Below are 20,361 nucleotides of genomic sequence, written 5' to 3'. Positions count from 1 at the left end.
TCCTTTTCGGTGTGCCGCGTGGTGCGTCGGTGTCGGGGCGCGGTGGGGGGCGGGCCGCCGCGGCGGCCTCGTCCCCGGCCGGCACAAGCGGGGCGGACGCCGGGGCCGGGTCCGCGACGGGCCCGGCCCCGGCGCCGTCAGGCCGCCGCCGCGGCCGTGAGCTGCTGCTCCAGGAAGGCCGCGAGCTGGGCCGGCGACGGGTGGTCGAAGGCCAGCTGGGGCGGCAGCGGCAGCCGCAGCGCCGCCTCCAGCGTGTTCTTCAGCTCCACCGCCACCAGGGAGTCCAGACCGAGCTGCACGAACTCGGTGTACGGGTCGATGGAGTCCGGGTCGTCCAGGTGCAGCACGTCGGCGGTCCTGACCCGCACGAACTCCTCGAGCGCCGCGAGCCGTTCGGCCTGCGTCTGCTGCCGCAGGGCCTCCAGGTCGAGAGTGTGCGCCTGGTCGCCGCCGGGCTGCACGAGCTTCTCGTACAGCGCGTTGCGCACCGGCTTGGCCGCGGTGAACCGGTCCCAGTCCGCCTCGCCGGCCACGATCTGGCTCAGCGGACGGCCCAGCACCGAGGCGAAGGCGCGCGCGCCGCGGCCGGGTGAGAAGAGCTTGATGCCCTCGTCCTCCCAGCGCCGGATCAGCGCCTCGCCCAGCCGGGCCGACATGCCGACCTCGGCCCACGGGCCCCAGTTCACCGAAAGCGCCGGCAGGCCCTGCGCGTGACGCCACCCCATCAGCGCGTCCAGGAAGGCGTTGGCCGCCGCGTAGTTGGACTGGCCCGGCGCGCCGACCACCGGCGCGGCGGAGGAGAAGCCGACGAAGAAGTCCAGTTCCGGGAAGGCCGCGGCCGCCTCGTGCAGCAGCCAGGAGCCGTACACCTTCGCCTGGAAGACCGCGTCCAGGGTCTGCCATGTCTGGTCGGCGACGGGCTGGTCGGCGGTCGTGCCGGCCGCGTGGACGATGCCGCCGACCGGCACTCCGGAGCGCAGCAGTTCGGCGCTGATCCGGCCGAGGTCCGCAGGGCTCGAGACGTCGCCCCGCAGGACGGTCACCTCCGCCCGCTCCTTCAGCCGCTCCAGCAGATGCGCCACATCCGGCACCGGTTCCGTGCGGCGGCCGACCAGGGCGACCCTGCGGGCGCCGAGGTCCACCAGCTTCTCCGCCGCCACCAGGCCGAGGCCGCCGAGACCGCCGGTGATCAGGTAGACGCGGTCCGGCCGGACCTCGACGGTGCGCGGTTCACGGGCCGACGGGTCGTCGAACTCGAGGACCAGTTTGCCGATGTTGGCGCCGCGGCTGAGCACGCCGAACGCCTCCTCGACCTCGTCGAGGGTGTAGCCGGTCACCGGCAGCGGCGGCAGCTCGCCCGCCTCCACCAGCTCGGTGACGACCTGCATGATCTCCTGGTTGAGCGGGATCAGCCGGTCCTGCGGCAACTCGCTGAGGTCGAAGTTGAAGTACGACACGTCCGGCCGCTCCGCCGCGACCTGTTCCGGCGTCCACGCCCCGACCTTGCCCAGCTCGACGAAGCGGCCGCCCGGCCCCAGGGACCGCATCCCCGCCGGGATGAAGTCCTTGTTGAGGCTGTTGAGCACGATGTCGACACCGCGCCCGCCGGTGATCCGCTCGATCTCGTCGGCGAAGTCCAGCGTGCGGGAGTTCATCAGATGCTCGACCCCCTGCTCGCGCAGCAGCGGCCACTTGTGCGGGCTGGCGGTGGCGAAGACCTCCGCGCCGGCCAGCCGGGCCAGATGGGTCGCCGCCTGCCCGACGCCGCCGGCCGCCGCGTGGACCAGCACCCGGTCGCCGGCCTTCATACCGGCCAGCCGGTGCAGTGCGTAGTACGCGGTGACGTACACCGATATCAGGCCGGCCGCCTGGGTGAAGTCCAGCCCCGAGGGCTTGCGCACGGCCACCGCGGACGGCACGGTCACCCGGCGGCGCATCAGGCCGAGGTAGTTCACGATCACCTCGTCGCCGGGGGCGAAGGTGGCCTCGGGACCGGCCGCGACGACGGTGCCGGCGCACTCGAAGCCGAGCGGCTGCTCGCCGAACTCCTTCATCATGCCGAGGGCGTTGAGCACATCCTTGAAGTTGAGGCCGATCGCCGCCACCTGGACCTGGATCGCGTCGCCGGTGGGCGCCACCTCCTCCACGCGCTCCGGCCGGATGCCGGCGAAGGTGCCGTACTCCTTGACGGCCAGGCCGAAGCCGTTGTCCCGGCGGGCCCGGGCATCGTCGGCCAGCAGCCGCCGCACATGCCGGTGGCCGCCGCGGTAGGCCACCTGGAAGTCGCCGGTCTCCCGCGCGGTCAGCTCCGCGACGAGCGCGCCAGGACCCGAGCCGTCGGCCGGCAGGTCGATCAGCGTGGTCCTGTACGACGGGTACTCGTTGAGCATCACCGCGCCGAAGCCCCACAGCGAGGCGCCGGCGAGCCGCACCCGATCCGGGTCGTCCCCGCGCAGCAGCTGAGCCTGCTCCGTCACCAGCCACAGCCGCTGCTCGCGGCCGAAGCCGTGCCGGTCCAGCACCGCCAGCAGGGCCAGCAGGCGGCCGTAGTTGCGCTCGGACTCCGCCCGCAGGCCGTCCGCGCCCGCCCGGTCCCCGTCCGTCTGCCAGAACCAGCACACATCGGTGATCCGCTCCTGGGCCAGCACCGCGCCGGCCTCGTCGGCGTCGTCGGCGAAGACCACCCGGCCGCCGCCCTCGACCAGCCGGGCCGCGGCCTCCTGGAAGCCGTCCGCCGAGCGGCCCACCAGCAGCACCCGGCGGTCGGTGACGCTGTCCGGGCCCGCCGCCGAGCGCTTGGTCCAGCGCAGTTGGTGGAAGAAGCTGCGGCGGGACGTCCCGGGTGTGTCGGCGAGCTGCTTCAAGCCGAGCCCCCGCAGCTCCATGACCGGCTCGTCGCCCTCAAGCACCAGCACATCGGCGCACACGTCGACGTCCGGCGAGTCGGCCGGGACCAGCCGCAGCAGGGTACGCAGCGACTCCGCCCGCGGCTTGCGGAAGAGAGTGAAGCGGCCGAAGCGGACCGGCAGATAGGAGTTGCCGTCGTCGGCGAGGGCGCCCATGTTGTGCATGGCCGCGTCGAGCAGCGCCGGCGGCACATGCTCCAGCGGACCGGCGTCCACGCCCTGCAGGTCGCCGACGGTCAGTCCGCTCGGGTAGCGGGTGACGGAGCGCATCAGCCGGAACGCGGGGCCGTAGTCGAGTCCCGCGCCCGCGTAGGCGGCGTACACGTCGTCGGGGCGCAGCAGGTCCTCGGGCCGCTCGTCCTGGCCGGCCAGATCCACCAGCGCCCGGGCCGCCTCGCTCGGGCCGTCCTGCGCCTCGTCCGCGGCCGACAGCACCGCCGTCGCGTGCAGCCGCTCGACCTCCTCCTGGCCGCTTCCGGCCAGGCTGGCCACCTCGACCACCGAGGTCCCGTCCGCGCCGGGGCGCAGCCGGGTCCGCAGCCGGGCGGGAGTGTCCGCGTCGAGCATCAGGGCCTCGCGCAGGCTGACGTCGCGGACCGCCCGGCGGGTGTGGCCGAGCACCGCGTCCTGCAGGGCGAGCACGATCTCCAGGTAGCCGGTGCCGGGGAAGACCACCTTGCCCATCGCCACGTGCTGGGCGAGGTAGCCGGGCCGCTCGGCGCTGATCACGGTGGAGAACTCCCGTATGCCGGCGGCGCGCTGCTCCGGGGTGGTGGTCTCGGCGCCGAGCAGCGGGTGCTGCACTCCGCTGGTGTCGGTGATCCGGGCGCCCAGGCCGTGGCGGTTGGAGCCGGTCGGCAGCCAGTACCGCTTGCGGTCGAACGCGTAGCCGGGGAGCCCGACGGCCGTGCGCTCCCGGCCCGTGTGGAAGCCGGTCCACGACACCGTGAAGCTGGCCGCGTAGAGCTGTGCCAGGGCGTTGCGCACGGTCCGGCCGTCGGTGTCCTTGGGGTGCAGGCTGGCCACCCACATGTGGTCCTGGGCGCTGACGCACTGCTTGGCCGGGGCACTCAGCCCCAGCGACGGGCCGATCTCCACCATCGCGTGCCGGCCGCGGCGCTCCACGGTGCCCATGCCCTTGGCGAACTCGACCGGGGCGCCGATGTGACGCACCCAGTAGTCCGGGGTGGCGATGTCGCGGAACCGGGCCACCTCGCCGGTGACGTTGGAGATCAGCGTCAGCGCGGGGTCGTGGAACTCGATGCCGGCGATCTCCGCGCGGAAGGCGTCGTACACCTCCGCCATCAGGGGGGAGTGGAAGGCGTGCGAGACGGTCAGCCGCTTGACCCGCAGGCCGCGCTCGGTGAAGGCCGCCATGGCCTCCTCCAGCGACTGCACGCCGCCGGAGATCACCGTCTGCTCGGGCGAGTTGACACCCGCCACCGCCAGGTCCTGGTACTTCTCCAGCAGCGGCGCCACGTCCTCGACCGGGGCGCCCACCGCGGCCATGCCACCCGGTGCGGACACCGACTGCATCAGCCGGGCGCGCGCGGCCACCAGCGCGGTCGCGTCCGCGAGGCTGAACAGCCCCGCCACCGCGGCCGCCGTGACCTCGCCGATGCTGTGGCCGATCAGCACGTTGGGCCGTATCCCCCACGACATCCACAGCTTCGCCAGCGCGTACTCCAGGGTGAACAGCGCCGGCTGGGAGTACAGCGTCTGGTTCAGCTCCTCGGCCGCCTGCTCGTCGGTCGCGAACATCAGCTCCCGTACCGAACGGCCCAGCTTCGCCGCGAACAGCCCGTCGCACTCGTCGACATGGGCGGCGAAGACCGGGAACTGCCGGTAGAGGGCGGCTCCCATGCCCGGGTACTGCGAGCCCTGGCCGGCGAAGAGGAACGCGGTCTTGCGTACGTCGTTGCGGCGGCCCCCGGCCTCGGCCGTCTCGGCATGCCGGGCCAGCAGAGCGGTCAGCGACTCGTGGTCGGTGACCACGCCGCCGATCCGGTGGGTGAAGTGGCTGCGGCCGACGTTGGCGGTGTAGCACAAGTCGCCGATGTCCACGCCCGGGTGGCGCTCCAGGTGCTGCTGGTAGCGCTCGATCTGCATGCCCAGCGAGCGGCGGGACTTCGCGGAGAGGGTGAACACGTGCCCGCCCTCGTCGGCCGTGTCCGCCGCGTCGCCCCGAGCCGGCGCGGGCGCCGGAAGGGCCGGCGGCTCCTCAAGGACAGCCGCGGCGATGCTGCCGGCGAAGCCGAAGCTGTTGACGACGGCCCGGCGGACGCCCTCGGCCTTCCACGGGTGGTTCTCGGTCGGCACCGTCACCGGGATGTTCGACCACGGGATACGGCCGGAGGGCTTGCTGAAGTTCACATGCGGGAAAATGGTGCCCGCCTGCATCTGCAGAACGGTCTTGATCACGCCCGCGATCCCCGCCACCGGTTCGGTGTGGCCGATGTTGGTCTTCACCGACGCCACGGTCACCGGGCGTTCGGCGGTGTGCGAGTCGGCGAAGACATCGCTGATGGCCCCCATCTCGATGGGGTCGCCGAGCGGGGTGCCCGTGCCGTGCGCCTCGACGTACTGGATGTCGGACGGCGCCAGCCCGCCGTTGCGCAACGCGGCGCGGATCACCGACTCCTGGGCGGTGCCGTTGGGCACGGTCAGACCGGCGCTCTCGCCGTCCTCGCCGATGGCGGTGCCGCGGATCAGGGCGAGGACCCGGTCGCCGTCGCGCTGTGCGTCCGACAGACGCTTGAGCACCAGCACGGCGCAGCCCTCGGCGCGCACATAGCCGTCGGCGTCCTCGTCGAAGGTCTTGCAACGGCCGTCCGGGGCCAGCATGTTGGCGTGCGAGAACATCACGAAGATGCGCGGGTGATGCAGGCAGTTCACCGCGGCGGCCAGCGCGACGTCGCACGAACCGCTGCGCAGGCCCTCGACGGCCAGGTGGGTCGCGGTCAGCGACGAGGCGCACGCGGTGTCCACGGTGAGGCTCGGTCCGCGGAGCCCGAAGAAGTACGACAGCCGCCCCGACAGCGGGAAGAGCGTGATGCCGGCCGCGAGGTGACCGTCCAGCTCCTCGTAGGGCAGGCCCTCCATCTCCAGTGCGTAGTCGATGGAGCTGGCGCCCACGTACACGCCGCCGTTGCCGTGCCGCAGATCGACGGGGTTGATGTTGGCGTGCTCCAGGGCCTGCCACGCCGTCTCCAGCAGCAGCCGCTGCTGGGGGTCGACGAACGCGGCCTCCTTGGGCGAGATGTTGAAGAACTGGGCGTCGAACTGGTCGATCCGGTCCAGGAAGCCGGCACCCGTTGTCCTGACCTTGCCCCGCTCCGGTTCCGCGTCGGCGCCGCCCTCGGCCAGTTCCGCCGCCTCCTCCGGGCGCGGCGACAGTGCGGCCACGTCCCAGCGGTCCTCGGGGACGGGGCGTATGCCGGAGCCGCCCTCCTTGAGGAACTCGGTGAACCCCTCGGGGGACTCGTTGCCGCCCGGGAGCCGGAACCCCATGCCGACCAGTGCGATGGGCTCGTTGTGCTGCTCGGCGGTCGTCATCGCGCCCGGCCCGCTGTTCTCGGACGCCGTAGTGCTCGACGTTTTCGACATGACGGTCTTCCCTCTTCTCGATGGCCCGCAGCGGTCACGGGATGAGGTCGCCGAGGACCTCGTCCGCCAGGTATTCGACCAGCTTTTCGACGGTGGGGCTGTTGAACAGCACGTTCGTGCTCAGCGTGCATCCCAGAACCTTCTCCAGCCGGGCCTTCACCTCCATGATGCGGAGCGAGGTGAAGCCCAGAGAGAAATAGCTCTGATCGGTGGGGAACACCTCGTCGCCGCCCATGAGGAGGACGTCCTTGAATTCCGCGACGACGATGCTCTCGAGGTATTCCGACCGCTCGGACCGGGGGAGCGAGGAGAGTTGCTCCACCGCCGGGGCCTGTTCGCTCATCACATGCTCCGTATAGCGTCACCGGCCCGGGCACCGGCTCCCATGGGCGGGACCTCCGGCGCTGCGACCGCCTCCGTCGCGGTTGGGCCTTGGGAAAGGGCGGATGGGGGAAAGGTGGATGGGGAAAGGCATATGGGGAAGGGGTAGTTGGGCTGATGGAATCAGCCCGCGCTGACGCCTCCCTGACCGGACCCTGATGGCATCCGGGCCCGGGCATGCGACAGGGCCGGGGGGCAGGAACCCCAGCCGCATGGGAATTCCTGCCCCCCGGCCTGCCGGCGGGGGAGTGCTCGCTGCGCGGAGAGGGCAGGATTCGAACCTGCGTGGGTCCGTGGACCCGACCGTTGTGTTGGTCCCCGATAAGCCGCTCCGGGCACCTCTCCTGGTGTGTTGCGCGGAGAGGGCAGGATTCGAACCTGCGTGGGTCCGTGGACCCGACCGTTGTGTTGGTCCCCGATAAGCCGCTCCGGGCACCTCTCCTTGAGTTCGTTCCGGTTTCCCGTCCCGCTCTCGAGAAATACTGTGCCAGCCCCCGCTGACACCGCGCTGACAGCCGCCTGACGTATTTCCCCGCATTCCCGCCGGCTCTACCGCCGCACTATTTTCCGGTGCTCTACTTTCCGGAGACGAACCGCGTCAACGAGGAAGGACCGCTGTGTCGACGACAAGCGCAACGACCCTGGACAGTCCCGTGCTGCGGGCGATAACGACGCACACTCAATCCGAGAACCCCAGCTCGTTCCTGGCCCTCAACACCGGGAACAGCGTCTTCAACCTCCCCGGCGTCGACGGCGTCGCCGTCTACCGCCGGACCGGCCGCTACCTCGTACAGTTCGGCGGCCCCTTCGCCGCCCCCGGCGACTACGGCAATCTCCTCTCGGGCCTGCGCCAGTACGCCCGGGACGAGCAGCTGCACCTCCTGTCCGTCCAGCTCCAGCGGCCCGACGCCGAGCAGTACCGGGAGGCCGGCTTCACGGTCAATCAGATCGGCGCCTCGTGGGCGGTGCACCTGCCCGAGTTCACCCTGCGCGGCACCCGCTTCATGCAGCTGCGCAACAAGATCTCCCGTGCCCTGCGCAACGGCCTGACGATCGAGGAGCTGCCGGCGGGCGAATGGGAGGAGGCGCTGCACACGATCGACAGCGCCTGGCTGGGCTCCAAGGGCGACCACGCCCGGCCCCTGGAGTTCCTCGTCGGCCAGGTCGGCGGTCCCGCGCAGGGGCACCGCAGGCTCTTCGTCGGCAGCATCGACGGCTCTCCGGTGAGCTACATCTCCTACTCGCCGGTCTACGGCAGCAGGAGCGGCTGGATGCACGACCTGAGCCGGCGCATCCCGGGCGGCTCCCCGGGCTTGATGGAGGCCATCAACGCCGCCGCCATCGAGAATTTCGTCACCGAGGGCGTGGAGTGGCTGCACTTCGGCTTCACCCCGTTCACCGGCCTGTCCGAGGACGACGAACTGCCCGGCAGCAGCCCTTCCTTCCAGTGGCTGATGCACTTCCTGTGGGCCGAGGGCGCCGCGCTGTACCCGGCGCAGTCGCAGCTGGACTACAAGCAGAAGTGGGCCCCGCACGCGGTGCTGCCCGAGTACGTGGCCTTCGACGGGCCCGCGTCCATCGCCGCCTTCGCCCACATCTTCCGCGCCTGCAACGCCTTCTGAGGCACGGCCCCACCCCACCCGCAGACACTCGGCGGCACCCGGCAGGCCCCGGCAGAGCCGCCCCACCCGCAGGAGGAGCACATGACGACCGCTACCGCCCAGGACCCCCGTTCCACGGACGAGCTCAAACAGGCCCTCGTGGAATCGCTGATGGCCGTGATCGGCGCGCCCGACGACGAGCCGACGGCGGAGTCGGCTGCCACGATCATCCGCACCCTCGACCAGCGGCTGGCCGCGGAGGCCGCTGCACACTGACCGCACGGCAGCCGCACGCCCGGCCGTGGGCCGGGGAGGGCGACGGACGGCGGACACGGCTTCGTACACGGCACGAGGAGGCGGCGGCCCCGGGGTGACCCGGAGGCCGCCGCCCCTGGTTGAGAAGGTGCCGTTGTCCGTCGGCGCTCCAGCCCTCCTGGCGTGCACCGGGCCGGCCGCCGAGCACTCGGGCAGTGCAGGAGTCGGGCCGCGCATCAGCCAGGCCGCGCATCGGTCAAGCCGTTCGGCAATCGGGCCGTTCGGCAACCAGCCCTTTCTGCCGTGCCGCTGTCCGGCTGCCGCCGCCGCATGACCGCCGCTCAGACGGCCGACCGCAGCGCCGCTCGTGGCACCGGCCCGGCCGGCAGCTCCACGTCCAGTGACCCGTCCGCCGCGACCATCGCGTCGTACAGCCTCCGCACCTGCGCGCTGGGCTCTATGCCCAGCTCGGCGCCGAGCGTGGTGCGCAGCCGCTGGTAGGTCTGCAGCGCCTGCCAGACCCGGCCCGAGGCGTACTGGGCCGCCATGAACTGCGCGTGCAGACCCTCGTGCAGCGGGTGCTGCGCCGAGAGCGCGGCCAGCTCGCTGAGCACCTGGCCGTACCGTCCCAGCCGCAGATCGGCGGCGATCCGGCTCTCCAGTGCCGTCATCCTCGCCTCGTCCAGCCGCAGCACGTCGATCTCCAGGACCAGGCCCGTCCTGACGTCCACGAGTGCCGGCCCCCGCCAGAGGGCGAGCGCCCGCCTCAGCAAGGTAGAGGCGGCAGCGAAGTCGCCGGCGACGAAGGCCGTCTGGCCGAGCTCCTGCAGCCGTTCGAACTCCTGCGTGTCGATCGCGCCCGGCTCGACATCGAGCTGGTAGCCGCCGTGCCGGGTGACAAGCACCTCCTTCGCGTGCGGATTGTCGGCTCCGGCCGTCCAGCCGTCGGCGGGTGCGCCCGGCACGCCGTCCCCCGGGGTCATCGCCCGCTCCAGCAGGCGCCGCAGCTTGTGGATGTAGGTCTGGAGCGTGGTCGGCGCGCTGTGCGGCGGCCGGTCGCCCCAGATCTCCTCCATCAGGGTCGCTGCGGTGACGACACCGCCGGCGCGCAGGGCGAGCAGGGCGAGGATCTGTCTCGGCTTCGCCGCGCTGGGGACGATGGAGCCATGGTTCTCCCGTGCGATGAACGGACCAAGGAGCTTGATCTGCACCGCTGATCCGCCTCCTTCCAGGGTGACTGGTGACGCCTGGCGTGATGCCCGGCCCGCGGTACTCCGCGGCTCGGGTCGCCGCGGCATCGGCCTCATCTCCTCCAGCCTGGGTGACGGAACCGCTTTCCCACCAGGTACGGCCTCTTGACTCAGGCGGGAGTTTCACCCTCCGCTGTCATGAAGAATCCACCCCCGAAACATGGCGGACGCACTTTTCCGCGGGCCGGGACCGGACCAGACTCACGCCGTCACACCGCACGTCCGCCTCGGGTGACGGACGGAGATCCCGCGCAATCGCAGGAGTGCGTCCGCACCCACCGCCGCCCGCCCCCGACGGCGGTCGTCGGGATACGGAGTGGCGTGGACCATCTCGTGCGCTGCCTCCGCACCGGTTCGAGGTGGTGTCGAGCGGAGTGGCCTCCGGGCCGTCGGCAGTTGGTGCCCGAACGGTTCGACAACGTTCTGCTCCGGGTCCCGGCGGCTCGCCGAGCCGACTCGGTCAAGCGTTGTTAAGAGAATTAATCAGCTTTCAATCATCTCCCGATGTCGAAACTCTCGGGAATACGGCCAGAAATCCTCTTGGAACCGGGCTGTGCATCGTCTGGGGCGGTTTGGCGTTCGGCCAAAAAGTATGCTGCCTGAGGGGATGAAAACACATGGCAACGGGGGCTGTGATGGTCAGGGGGAGAGAACCCGCAATTCTGGCGGAGCGCCGCGAACCGGCCGACGGCGGCACACCGTCTTCGAAGTTCGCCGACCTCATCCTGTATGCAGTACTGGCGGGATTCCTGGTCCAGGTATCGGTGAACATCTACACGTCCGGGGCTCGCGCACTTCAAGTCGTCATGGGCGTCCTGTGTTTCGCGGCTGTGTGCGCCCTTCAGATCCTGCACTCGCAGCCGCGCTCACGGGACGACCGGCGCGGCTGCCGCGTGGCCACGCTCACGGCGCATGTCCTGCTCACGTATGTGCCGCTGGAGTGGCTGGGCAAGACCTGGTGGGTGGCCGGCGGTTTCCTCGCGGCGTCCGTGCTGCTGCTTCTGCCCCCGCCGCTGAGCTGGCCGCTGTTCCTCGTGGTCGTGGCGGCCAACCCGGTGATGGCCGTGCTGCGCCACAACGGCATGCCGTTCGTCGTCTACACCATGTCGTCCACCCTGGTCACCGGTCTGCTGGTCTACGCCGTCAGCCGGATGGCCTGGCTGGTGTCCGAACTGAGCGGGTCCCGGATGAAGTTGGTCGGTGCGGTCTCCCAGGAGCGCCTGAGGTTCGCCCGCGACCTGCACGACCTGCTCGGTTACAGCCTGTCCGCGATCACGCTCAAGACCGAGGTGGCGATACGGCACGTTCCGCACCGGCACGAACAAGTCAAAGAGGAGCTGACGTCGATCCTGGCGATCTCCCGGCAGGCGCTCACCGACGTACGCCATGTGGCGCGCAGCTACCAGACGCTGTCGCTGGGCACGGAACTGGAGTCGTGCGTGACCATGCTGGAGTCGTCGGCGATCGAGGTGGAGGCGCAGATGTCCGCCCCGCTGCCGGACGGCCGGACCGGCACCGTCCTGGCCATCGTGCTGCGGGAGGCGGTCACCAACATGCTGCGGCACAGCAAGGTGCAGCACTGTGTCATAAGGCTCGACCGGGTGGACCACCGGCTGCGGCTGGTCATCGTCAACGACGGCACCGGGCTGGAGGCACCCGACGACGGCCTCGCGCCCCCGCCCACGGCGTGGCCGGACAGCGGCGGACTGGTGAACATGGAGACCCGGCTGGCGACGGTCGGCGGCACGCTGACGGCCGGACTGCGGTCCGGCGGCCGGTTCGAGGTGGTGGCCGAGATTCCGGACGCGCACGGGACGCCGACGGCCGGGGCGGGTGACGGCCCGTCGGGCGCGGACACCGGGGACGGCACGGCGAGTGGGAACGGCACGGTGAGCGGGTTCGCGAACGGCGCCGGGGGCTCGGCGGCGCGGGGACTGAACCGTGCCGAATTCCACGGCGGCACCGAAGCCAGGCATACGCGCCTCGGCAGGCGGGGGAACGCGGGTCCTGTGCCTGGACCGAAAAAGTATCCGGACACGCTTCGCGAGCACGGTGTCCGCCAGGCGCCGGCCTTCGGCCGTCCGGCCCCTCATGCGGACCGCGACCTCGGCCCCCACAGACGGGCACCGCGGGAATAGTCCTGCCGGGTCCTGGCCGGCCTCCGGGGCGGCGCCTGGAGTGCGACCACCGCCGGGCGTACCACACGGACGCGACACCGCAAGGAAAAGGCCGAGTTGGGGCGAGCCGACGACGCCCTGAAGGCCGCCTCGGTTTTGTCGCGAACGGCCCGCCCCGCACGTGGCCGAGACGGTGTCCGGCGCCCACGCGACGACCTCGGGACTCGACGCCGAGCGGAAGAGGTTCGGTCCGGAGGCAGCGTCCTGCCCAGGGCGGGCCGGCGGCCTGCCGCCGCTCAGGGCAGCCAGCCCGCCTCCTGCGCGATACGGATGGCGTCGACGCGGTTACGCGCGTTGAGTTTGGTGACGATCGTCGTGAGGTAGTTGCGCACGGTTCCCGCGGAGAGGAAGAGCGCCGCCGCGATCTCGCCCACCTGCGCACCCTGCGCGGCGAGTTGCAGCACCTCCACCTCACGGGCGGTCAGCGGGCTCTGCGCGTGGTCCCAGGCGGAGAGCACCAGCTCCGGGTCGACAACCCGTTCCCCGGCGGCCACCTTCCTTATGGCGCTGGCCAGTTGCTCCGGCGGTGCGTCCTTGAGGAGGAAACCGGACACCCGGGCGCTCAGCGCCCGCTTGAGCGTGCCGGGCTTGCCCAGGCTGGTCAGCATGAGGGTGCCGCACGACGGCAGCTGCTCGTGGAGCGAGCTGGCGGCGGACAACCCGTCGGTGCCGGGCAGGTCGACGTCGAGGACGGCGATGTCGGGCCGGTGCTTCAGTGCGGCCGGCACCACCTGGTCGCCGTCGTCCACCTCCGCCACGACGGCGATGTCCGGCTCCATCGACAGCAGAGCGACCAGCGCGCCGCGAACCATGTGCATGTCTTCGGCGAGCAGCACGCGGATCATGCGTCCCCTCCGGCCAGATACCGAGCCCCCGTTGTTCTCCCGGCGGGCACAACCGTACCTTCTGGGCCAACGGTGGCAAAGCATTGAACTGCGGTGCCCTCAGGCGCGCTTGTACCTGTCGGACCGCCGCCCGGCAGTCACCCGGGAATGGTCAGCGGCACCAGTCGGCCGCGCAGAAACAGCCTGCGCATCGCGGGCCGCTGGATCTTGCCGCTCGAGGTGCGGCGCACCGTCCCGGGTCTGACGAGCACCACCTGGGTGGCGCGCACCTCGAAGTCCCGTGCGACACAGGCCCGCACCTCCCGCTCCAGGGCGGCCAGATCCAGGTCGTAGCGGCGTCCTAGACGTACTTCCTGGACGACCACCAGCCCGTTGCGGCCAGGTTCCGCGCTGAACACCGCGCCGGCGCCGAAGAGTTCACTGAGCTGCTGCACGCGGTGCTCGACGTCCTGCGGGTGCAGGTTGCGCCCGGCCACCACCACCATGTCCTTGATCCGGCCGGTGACGAACAGCTCGCCGCCGTGCAGCACCCCGAGGTCGCCGGTCCGCAGGAAGCCGGTCTCGCCGTCCGTGGTGGTTCCGCAGAATGTCTCGCGGGTCTCCAGCGGGCGCTTCCAGTAGCCGTCGGCCACACTCGGGCCGCGGGTCCAGATCTCGCCGACCCGGTCCTCGGGCAGTGCCCGGCCGGTGTCCGGCTCCACGATCCGCAGGTCGTTGCCTGGCGCCACCGTGGTGCCGCAGCCCACGAGGGCGCGGGAGGACCGGCCCGGGACGGCCGGAGCGAGCCGCCCCGACTCCAGCTCCGCGATGTCCGCGTGGTAAGGGCGCGGCGGCCCGCTGGTCCCCGCGCGCCGGCCCGCGGTCAGCAGCGTGCTCTCGGCCAGCCCGTAGGCCGGTACGAACGCGCTCGACCGAAAGCCGACCTGTGCGAACCGGTCGGCGAAGGCGTCCATGGTCTGGGCCCGCACCGGCTCCGAGCCGTTGACGGCGACCTGCCAGCCCGTCAGATCGAGCTCGGCGAGCTGCTCCTCGCCGACCTTGCGGGTGCACAGCTCGTAGGCGATGTCCGGGCCGCCGCTGACGGTCACCCCGCACTCGCTCACCGCCTGGAGCCACCGGCCCGGACGGCGGGCGAAGTCGGACGTGGACATCAGCACTCCTGCGGTGCCCAGCCACAGCGGGTGCAGCAGCAGTCCGGACAGGCCCATGTCGTGGTGGAAGGGCAGCCAGCCCCCGACCCGCGAGTGCGGGCCGGTGCCCAGCAGCGCCCCCAGCTCGTGCTGGTTGGCCAGCAGATTGCGGTGGGTGAGCCGGGCGCCGCGCGGCTCCCGCGTCGAGCCCGAGGTGTACTGGAGGACGGCTACCGCGTCCGGGTCCCACCCGGGAGGCCGCCAGTCCGCCGCGGCCGGCAGCGCGGTGGAGTCGTCCAGGGCCAGGCAGGGCAGGTCGGCCCGGCCCACCGCCGACACCAGGTAGGAGACGGCCGCCGCCGACTCCCGGTCGGTGAGCAGCAGCGACATCTGCGCGTCCTGGACGATGCTGAGCACGCGCTCGTCGGCGCTGCGCCGCCCGTTCGGCACCGGGCACGGCGTCGGGATCGCGCCGGCGTACAGACAGCCGAAGAGCGACGGGATGAACAGCTCGGGCTGCTGCTGGAGAACGAGCACCCGCTGTCCGCCCAGCCCCCGCTCCAGCAGCCATGCGGCCAGCCGCCGGGCGGCCTGGTCCAGCTCCCCGTAGCCGATCTGCCGGCGGTGCATCCGCTCCGGACCGCCCTTCGGGGTGTGCCAGTCGAGCAGCAGGTACGCCGCTGCGTCAGGCTCCCGCTCCGCCCGCCGGAGCAGCAGGTCGGGCAGGGTGCGTACGGTCACCTGTTCCCCCCATGGTCCGTCAGTGACACGACTGCGCGGCCAGTTTGCCCGGGGCACCTTGAGTCCCGCTTGAGCGCACCGGTGCCGTGCTCGTCGGACGGCACGCGCACGAATGGACCGAGTCCAGCCCTGGAGGCCAGTACGTCCCGCTCGTGCGAACTGAGCCGGTGCTTCTCCCGATGCCTTCCGCCTGTACGGGCTCGTCCTGGTACGGCTATCTGATGTGCCGCAGGAACGCGGCGACCGCGGGGGACGGTTGCCCGTGCGGGTGGACGACTCTGATCGTCCATGCCGGCGCGTGCGCGGTGAAGTGGCGCACGGGGAGATCGGGGAACCGGGCGGCCACCGACGGGGGCATGATGCACGCCCCGAGGCTGTGCCGGACCAGGTCGCTGGCGGCCAGCAGGTCGTTCACCTCGAACGTGACGCTGCGTTCGAGGGACGCCGCACGGAAGGCCCTGTCGACCTCCTGCCGGATCGCCCAGCCGGGGGAGAAGTCCACCAGCGGCAGACGGGCCGCCTCCGGCAGGGTGACCGGCCCCTCGGGCGGCAGAGCGCTCGGCCTCGGGGCGGTCACCAGGACCATCTCCTCCCGCGACAGCAGCCGGGTCCCGAGACCGCGCGGCACGGTGTCCAGGGCGGCCACGGCCAGGTCGACGGTACCGGTGCGCAGGGCCTTCGGGAGGTCTTCGGCCGGGGCCTGACGCAGCCGGACCACCACGCCCGGGTTCTCCTGGTGGAAGTGCGCCAGCGCCAGTGCCAGGCCGGCGTACAGACCCTGCATCACACCGATGGTGATCTCTCCGCGGAGCTCTCCCTGGGCGATGTCCACCGCCGCCCTGGCCTCCTCGGCGGCGCGCAGGGTGGCGCGGGCGGCGGGCAGGAAGGCGTGCCCCGCGGGGGTCAGCGACACCCGGTGGGTGGTGCGCTGGAACAGTGACGCGCCCAGTTCGCGCTCCAGGGCGCGGACCGTGCTGGAGACCGCGGACTGCACGATGTGCAGCCGCCGGGCCGCGGCACTGAACCCGCCCTCCTCGGCGACGGCGACGACGACCTCCATCTGCCGCAGATCCATGACCATCCTCCTCGGCTATCTCACATTCAGATAACCATCATCTTGGATCATCTCTCCTGTATGGGAAACAACGGCTGCTCGTACATGTTGGCAACGGCAGGCGGTGAAGGAAGGCCGCCGGTTCCACGGTCGATGGAATCCACCGCCCATGGAATCCCCGTCAACGGATCGGAGTCCTCTGATGTCGATGACGTCGGTCAAGGGCCTGCGAACGGATGGTGTACCCGGCCGGAAGGCCCCGGCGCCGGAGCGCGAGCGTGGCGACCGCCGATACGGCGCCGCGTTCTGGACGGTGGCCGGGGTGTTCGTGACGGCCATGGCGTTCTCCACGCTTCCCACGCCGCTGTATCCCCTCTACCAGGCTCATGACGGGTTCTCCACGTTCACGGTCACCGTCGTGTTCGCCGTCTACGCCGTCGGTGTGCTGACCAGTCTGTTCCTTGCCGGACACGTCTCGGACTGGCTGGGCCGCAAGAAGGTCATGACGGCGGCGCTGGCGCTGGAACTGTTTGCCGCGGCGCTTTTCCTCGCCACCCCGTCACTGCCGGTGCTGATCGTCGCCCGGCTGGTCACCGGTCTCGGTGTCGGGATGCTGACGGCGACCGCCACCGCCTATCTGCACGAGCTGCACAGCGCTCACCGGCCCGGCGCCTCGACACGGCGGTTCGAGACCGTGTCGACCGTGGCCAACATCGGCGGCCTGGGCGTCGGCCCCATCGCCGCGGGCGTGCTCGCCCAGTACCTGGGTGCGCCGCTCCGGCTGCCGTACGCGGTCTTCGTCGTGCTGCTGCTGACCGGCGCGGCCGCCATCGCGCTGACACCCGAGACCGCCCGGAAGCCCGCCGTCAGGCCGGCCTACCGTCCCCAGCGGGTCGGGGCCACCCGCGGCGGCCCCGGCTACCTCGCCGCCGCCGCGGCCGGATTCACCTCCATGGCCGTGTTCGGCCTGTTCACCTCCGTGGTTCCCGGCTTCGTCGGCGGGACCCTGCACCACCCCTCCCGCGCACTGGCCGGACTGGTCGTGTTCGCCGTGTTCGGCGCCGCCGCGGCCGCCCAGACGGGCACCGGCCGGCTCCGTGCCCTCACGCGCTGGTACATCGGGCTGCTCGCCCAGGCCGTGGGCATGGCCGCCCTCGCCGTCGGCATGCACCTCGCCAGCCTGCCCGTGTTCCTGCTCGCCGGGATCGTGGCCGGTGCCGGTGCCGGGGTGCTGTTCAAGTCCGCCGTCGGGCACGTGGCAGGTACGGCCGCCCCGGCCCGGCGCGGCGAAGCCCTCGCCGGGCTGTTCCTCGCCTCCTACCTCGGCCTGGCGATCCTGCCGGTGGGCCTGGGCCTCGCCAGCCGTTCCATGAGCGTGACCACCGCGACGACGTGGTTCACGGCCGTCGTCCTTGCGCTCCTCGCCGCTGTCGCCGCCGCGACCGTCTCCGGCGTCAGGCATGTGATCGGCACCAGGGCCTCCTGACCGGATCAGCCCGATCGCATCGATCAACCAGAAGCCGCCTGCGCCCGCTGGTCGGTCCCGGACGGGCACCCGTGGGGGACCACCTACCCTTGAGGCATGACCAGCAGCAGCGACCGGAGCCTCGCCGTGGACGTTCCAGCACCCAAGAGCTACGAGATCCGCACCTACGGGTGCCAGATGAACGTCCACGACTCCGAGCGATTGTCCGGGCTGCTCGAAGAGGCCGGCTATGTGCGGGCGCCGGAGGGTTCGGACGGCGACGCGGACGTCGTCGTCTTCAACACCTGCGCCGTCCGCGAGAACGCCGACAACCGTCTCTACGGCAACCTCGGCCGCCTCGCACCGAAGAAGGCCACGCGGCCCGGGATGCAGATCGCGGTCGGCGGCTGTCTCGCGCAGAAGGACCGCGACACCATCGTGAAGAAGGCGCCCTGGGTGGACGTCGTCTTCGGTACGCACAACATCGGCAAGCTGCCCGTCCTGCTCGAGCGCGCCCGGGTGCAGGAGGAGGCGCAGGTCGAGATCGCCGAGTCGCTGGAGGCGTTCCCGTCGACGCTGCCCACGCGCCGCGAGAGCGCGTACGCGGCGTGGGTGTCGATCTCCGTCGGCTGCAACAACACCTGCACCTTCTGCATCGTCCCGGCGCTGCGCGGCAAGGAGAAGGACCGCCGCCCCGGCGACATCCTGGCCGAGGTCGAGGCACTGGTCGCCGAGGGCGTCTCGGAGATCACCCTGCTCGGGCAGAACGTGAACGCGTACGGCTCCGACATCGGCGACCGCGAAGCCTTCAGCAAGCTGCTGAGGGCCTGCGGCAAGGTGGAGGGGCTGGAGCGGATCCGCTTCACCTCGCCGCACCCCCGCGACTTCACCGACGACGTCATCGCGGCCATGGCCGAGACGCCGAACGTGATGCCGCAGCTGCACATGCCGCTCCAGTCCGGCTCGGACACGGTGCTGAAGGCGATGCGCCGCTCGTACCGCCAGGAGCGCTACCTGGGGATCATCGAGAAGGTGCGGGCCGCCATCCCGCACGCGGCGATCACGACCGACATCATCGTGGGCTTCCCCGGCGAGACCGAGGAGGACTTCGAGCAGACCCTGCACGTCGTCCGCGAGGCGCAGTTCACGCAGGCCTTCACCTTCCAGTACTCCAAGCGGCCCGGCACGCCCGCCGCCACCATGGAGGACCAGATCCCCAAGGAGGTCGTCCAGGCGCGCTACGAGCGTCTCGTCGCCCTTCAGGAGGAGATCTCCTGGCAGGAGAACAAGAAGCAGGTCGGCCGCACCCTGGAGCTGATGGTCGCCGAGGGCGAGGGCCGCAAGGACGGTGCGACCCACCGCCTCTCCGGCCGTGCCCCCGACAACCGTCTGGTCCACTTCACCAAGCCGGACGAGGAGGTCCGCCCCGGCGACGTGGTGACGGTCGAGATCACGTACGCCGCCCCGCACCACCTCCTGGCCGAGGGACCCGTCCTCGGCGTACGCCGGACGCGCGCGGGCGACGCGTGGGAGAAGCGGAACGCCGCGGCGGCCGCCAAGCCGGCCGGGGTGATGCTCGGGCTGCCGAAGATCGGCGCCCCCGAGCCCCTGCCTGTGGCGTCCGCGGGCGCGTGCGGCTGCGACTGACGTCGCGGTCGGCGGGGCGGGCGCGGTCCCGGCGGACGCTGTCGGCCCGGCCACCCTCCCTTCACCGTTGTGCGCTGGGCGTCACCGGCCCGATCGTCGGCAACGCCCGGTGGTCACCGGCGTGTGTTCGGTTGCGCCCTTCTCGTCGTCGGCTCTCGGGTCCACTTGCGCGCACGCAGGGCAATGACGTGCCGCCGTCCGGCGGGGTTACGCTGCGGATCATGCTTGTCGCCGCCGCCGTCTGTCCCTGTCCGCCGCTGCTCGTGCCCGAGGTCGCCGCGGGCGCCGCTCCCGAGCTGGACGGTGCCCGTGCCGCGTGTCTGGACGCGCTCGGCGTGCTCGCCGCCGCGCGGCCGGACCGGCTGGTGATCGTCGGACCCGCCGAGGAGGGCGGGCACGTCCCGTACCCCGAGGGCACCCGGGGATCCTTCCGCGGGTTCGGCGTGGACGTCGGTGTACGGCTGGGCACCGGCGGAGCGGACCCGGCGGGGTCCGGTCGCGAGCTTCCGCCCGCGCTCGCGGTCGCCGCGTGGCTGCTGGAGCGGACCGACTGGGCGGACGCGCCCCTGGAGGGGCTGGGCGTGGCGGAGTCCCTCGCCCCCGAGCGGTGTGCCGCGCTCGGAGCCGAGCTGGCCGGTCCGGACGAGCGCGTGGCCCTCCTGGTCATGGGCGACGCGAGCGCGTGCCGCACGCTCAAGGCTCCCGGCTACCTGGACGAGCGCGCGGCCGGCTTCGACGCGGAGGTCGCGCGTGCGCTCGCGGCGGCGGACACGGCGGGCCTGAAGGCGCTGGACGCGGACCTGGCCCGGGAACTCAAGGCCTGCGGCCGGGCCCCCTGGCAGATCATGGCGGGCGCCGCCGAGGGCGCGGGCCTGTCGGGCGCGCTGCTGTACGACGACGCACCGTACGGGGTGGGGTACCTGGTGGCTGCCTGGTCCTAGCGGATGCGTGGCCCGCGTCCCGATACGGCGGACGGCCGGGAGGCTGAGCGCCTCACGGCCGTCCGCCGTATGTGCCGTCTGCCGGGTCAGGAGGCCGACGGTGGCCGATTTTCCGGCGGCGTCTCTCCCGTGCCGGACTCCGGTGGCATACCCGCGGCGTCCGCCGGGCCCGTGTCGCGGTGGGCGATGCGTTCCATCGCGCCCTTCGCCTTGTCCGTGCCGGTGTGGATCTTGTCGCTGTACTTGCCCTTGGTCCTCTCGTCGATCACCTTCGCAGCCTTTTCCAGGCCGCGATCGACCTTCCCCTCGTGCTGCTGCGCGAACTCCGAGACCTTGACTTTCAGATTGTCCACGAGACGCAT

13 protein-coding genes and 2 tRNA genes are annotated in these 20,361 nt (G+C 71.7%); 6 read left to right on the top strand and 9 right to left on the bottom strand.

Annotated elements, in window-relative coordinates; genetic code table 11:
- Positions 1 to 137: 137 nt before the first annotated feature.
- The 4 genes from ABZ904_RS03760 to ABZ904_RS03745 form a co-directional block, all read right to left on the bottom strand.
- Positions 138 to 6,512 carry a type I polyketide synthase gene (locus tag ABZ904_RS03760; protein ID WP_361820936.1) on the bottom strand — a complete coding sequence of 2,125 codons (6,375 nt, stop codon included), beginning with the start codon at positions 6,510 to 6,512 and terminating at the stop codon, positions 138 to 140.
- A 34-nt stretch (positions 6,513 to 6,546) separates the two neighbouring features.
- Entirely contained in the window at positions 6,547 to 6,855 is a 309-nt protein-coding gene (locus ABZ904_RS03755) for an acyl carrier protein (RefSeq protein WP_359397884.1), read from the bottom strand.
- Between the two features lie 298 nt (positions 6,856 to 7,153).
- Positions 7,154 to 7,238, bottom strand: a tRNA-Val gene (locus ABZ904_RS03750).
- Between the two features lie 12 nt (positions 7,239 to 7,250).
- Positions 7,251 to 7,335 (bottom strand) — tRNA-Val (locus ABZ904_RS03745).
- Positions 7,336 to 7,510: 175 nt separating this feature from the next.
- Here ABZ904_RS03745 and ABZ904_RS03740 point away from each other — a divergent pair.
- Positions 7,511 to 8,515 (top strand): DUF2156 domain-containing protein, encoded by a 1,005-nt coding sequence (locus ABZ904_RS03740; protein WP_361820933.1) that lies wholly within the window; start codon positions 7,511 to 7,513, stop codon positions 8,513 to 8,515.
- Between the two features lie 81 nt (positions 8,516 to 8,596).
- Positions 8,597 to 8,770 carry a hypothetical protein gene (locus ABZ904_RS03735; protein WP_359397880.1) on the top strand — a complete coding sequence of 58 codons (174 nt, stop codon included), beginning with the start codon at positions 8,597 to 8,599 and terminating at the stop codon, positions 8,768 to 8,770.
- Between the two features lie 320 nt (positions 8,771 to 9,090).
- On the opposite strand, the gene ABZ904_RS03730 is transcribed toward ABZ904_RS03735, so the two are convergent.
- Entirely contained in the window at positions 9,091 to 9,960 is an 870-nt protein-coding gene (locus ABZ904_RS03730) for an AfsR/SARP family transcriptional regulator (RefSeq protein ID WP_359397878.1), read from the bottom strand.
- 656 nt (positions 9,961 to 10,616) lie between these two features.
- Here ABZ904_RS03730 and ABZ904_RS03725 point away from each other — a divergent pair.
- Complete coding sequence (locus tag ABZ904_RS03725; protein WP_361820929.1) at positions 10,617 to 12,137, top strand: histidine kinase; 1,521 nt, start codon at positions 10,617 to 10,619, stop codon at positions 12,135 to 12,137.
- Positions 12,138 to 12,412: 275 nt separating this feature from the next.
- Here ABZ904_RS03725 and ABZ904_RS03720 read toward each other — a convergent pair whose 3' ends face one another.
- The 3 genes from ABZ904_RS03720 to ABZ904_RS03710 all read right to left on the bottom strand — a co-directional run bounded on the left by ABZ904_RS03720 (position 12,413) and on the right by ABZ904_RS03710 (position 15,967).
- Positions 12,413 to 13,021 carry a response regulator transcription factor gene (locus ABZ904_RS03720; RefSeq protein WP_359394437.1) on the bottom strand — a complete coding sequence of 203 codons (609 nt, stop codon included), beginning with the start codon at positions 13,019 to 13,021 and terminating at the stop codon, positions 12,413 to 12,415.
- A 137-nt stretch (positions 13,022 to 13,158) separates the two neighbouring features.
- Positions 13,159 to 14,892 carry a fatty acyl-AMP ligase gene (locus ABZ904_RS03715; protein WP_361820926.1) on the bottom strand — a complete coding sequence of 578 codons (1,734 nt, stop codon included), beginning with the start codon at positions 14,890 to 14,892 and terminating at the stop codon, positions 13,159 to 13,161.
- A gap of 214 nt (positions 14,893 to 15,106) precedes the next feature.
- A complete protein-coding gene (locus ABZ904_RS03710; protein ID WP_361820923.1) occupies positions 15,107 to 15,967 on the bottom strand; it encodes a LysR family transcriptional regulator in 861 nt (286 codons plus the stop codon).
- Between the two features lie 181 nt (positions 15,968 to 16,148).
- Between ABZ904_RS03710 and ABZ904_RS03705 the strand changes: the two genes are divergently transcribed.
- The 3 genes from ABZ904_RS03705 to ABZ904_RS03695 all read left to right on the top strand — a co-directional run bounded on the left by ABZ904_RS03705 (position 16,149) and on the right by ABZ904_RS03695 (position 19,999).
- Complete coding sequence (locus tag ABZ904_RS03705; protein WP_361820921.1) at positions 16,149 to 17,432, top strand: MFS transporter; 1,284 nt, start codon at positions 16,149 to 16,151, stop codon at positions 17,430 to 17,432.
- A gap of 96 nt (positions 17,433 to 17,528) precedes the next feature.
- On the top strand, positions 17,529 to 19,058 hold the full coding sequence (gene miaB / locus ABZ904_RS03700; RefSeq protein WP_359394446.1) for a tRNA (N6-isopentenyl adenosine(37)-C2)-methylthiotransferase MiaB: 1,530 nt from the start codon (positions 17,529 to 17,531) through the stop codon (positions 19,056 to 19,058).
- 221 nt (positions 19,059 to 19,279) lie between these two features.
- The gene (locus ABZ904_RS03695) at positions 19,280 to 19,999 is read left to right on the top strand and encodes a class III extradiol dioxygenase subunit B-like domain-containing protein (RefSeq protein ID WP_360989594.1); all 720 of its coding nucleotides are present in this window, start codon (positions 19,280 to 19,282) and stop codon (positions 19,997 to 19,999) included.
- An 86-nt stretch (positions 20,000 to 20,085) separates the two neighbouring features.
- Here ABZ904_RS03695 and ABZ904_RS03690 read toward each other — a convergent pair whose 3' ends face one another.
- Complete coding sequence (locus ABZ904_RS03690) at positions 20,086 to 20,361, bottom strand: antitoxin (RefSeq protein ID WP_359394451.1); 276 nt, start codon at positions 20,359 to 20,361, stop codon at positions 20,086 to 20,088.

Origin of the sequence: Streptomyces sp. NPDC046900 (assembly GCF_040644975.1) — a bacterium.
GTDB lineage: Bacteria > Actinomycetota > Actinomycetes > Streptomycetales > Streptomycetaceae > Streptomyces.
This window is presented reverse-complemented; position numbering and strand designations above follow the sequence as displayed.

What these genes read in the sequence shown, in the direction of transcription:
- ABZ904_RS03760 (WP_361820936.1), bottom strand. Translation starts at nt 6,512, where the DNA reads ATGTCGAAAACGTCGAGCACTACGGCGTCCGAGAACAGCGGGCCGGGC.
- ABZ904_RS03755 (WP_359397884.1), bottom strand. Translation starts at nt 6,855, where the DNA reads ATGAGCGAACAGGCCCCGGCGGTGGAGCAACTCTCCTCGCTCCCCCGG.
- ABZ904_RS03735 (WP_359397880.1), top strand. Translation starts at nt 8,597, where the DNA reads ATGACGACCGCTACCGCCCAGGACCCCCGTTCCACGGACGAGCTCAAA.
- ABZ904_RS03725 (WP_361820929.1), top strand. Translation starts at nt 10,617, where the DNA reads ATGGCAACGGGGGCTGTGATGGTCAGGGGGAGAGAACCCGCAATTCTG.
- ABZ904_RS03720 (WP_359394437.1), bottom strand. Translation starts at nt 13,021, where the DNA reads ATGATCCGCGTGCTGCTCGCCGAAGACATGCACATGGTTCGCGGCGCG.
- ABZ904_RS03710 (WP_361820923.1), bottom strand. Translation starts at nt 15,967, where the DNA reads ATGGATCTGCGGCAGATGGAGGTCGTCGTCGCCGTCGCCGAGGAGGGC.
- ABZ904_RS03705 (WP_361820921.1), top strand. Translation starts at nt 16,149, where the DNA reads ATGTCGATGACGTCGGTCAAGGGCCTGCGAACGGATGGTGTACCCGGC.
- miaB (WP_359394446.1), top strand. Translation starts at nt 17,529, where the DNA reads ATGACCAGCAGCAGCGACCGGAGCCTCGCCGTGGACGTTCCAGCACCC.
- ABZ904_RS03695 (WP_360989594.1), top strand. Translation starts at nt 19,280, where the DNA reads ATGCTTGTCGCCGCCGCCGTCTGTCCCTGTCCGCCGCTGCTCGTGCCC.
- ABZ904_RS03690 (WP_359394451.1), bottom strand. Translation starts at nt 20,361, where the DNA reads ATGCGTCTCGTGGACAATCTGAAAGTCAAGGTCTCGGAGTTCGCGCAG.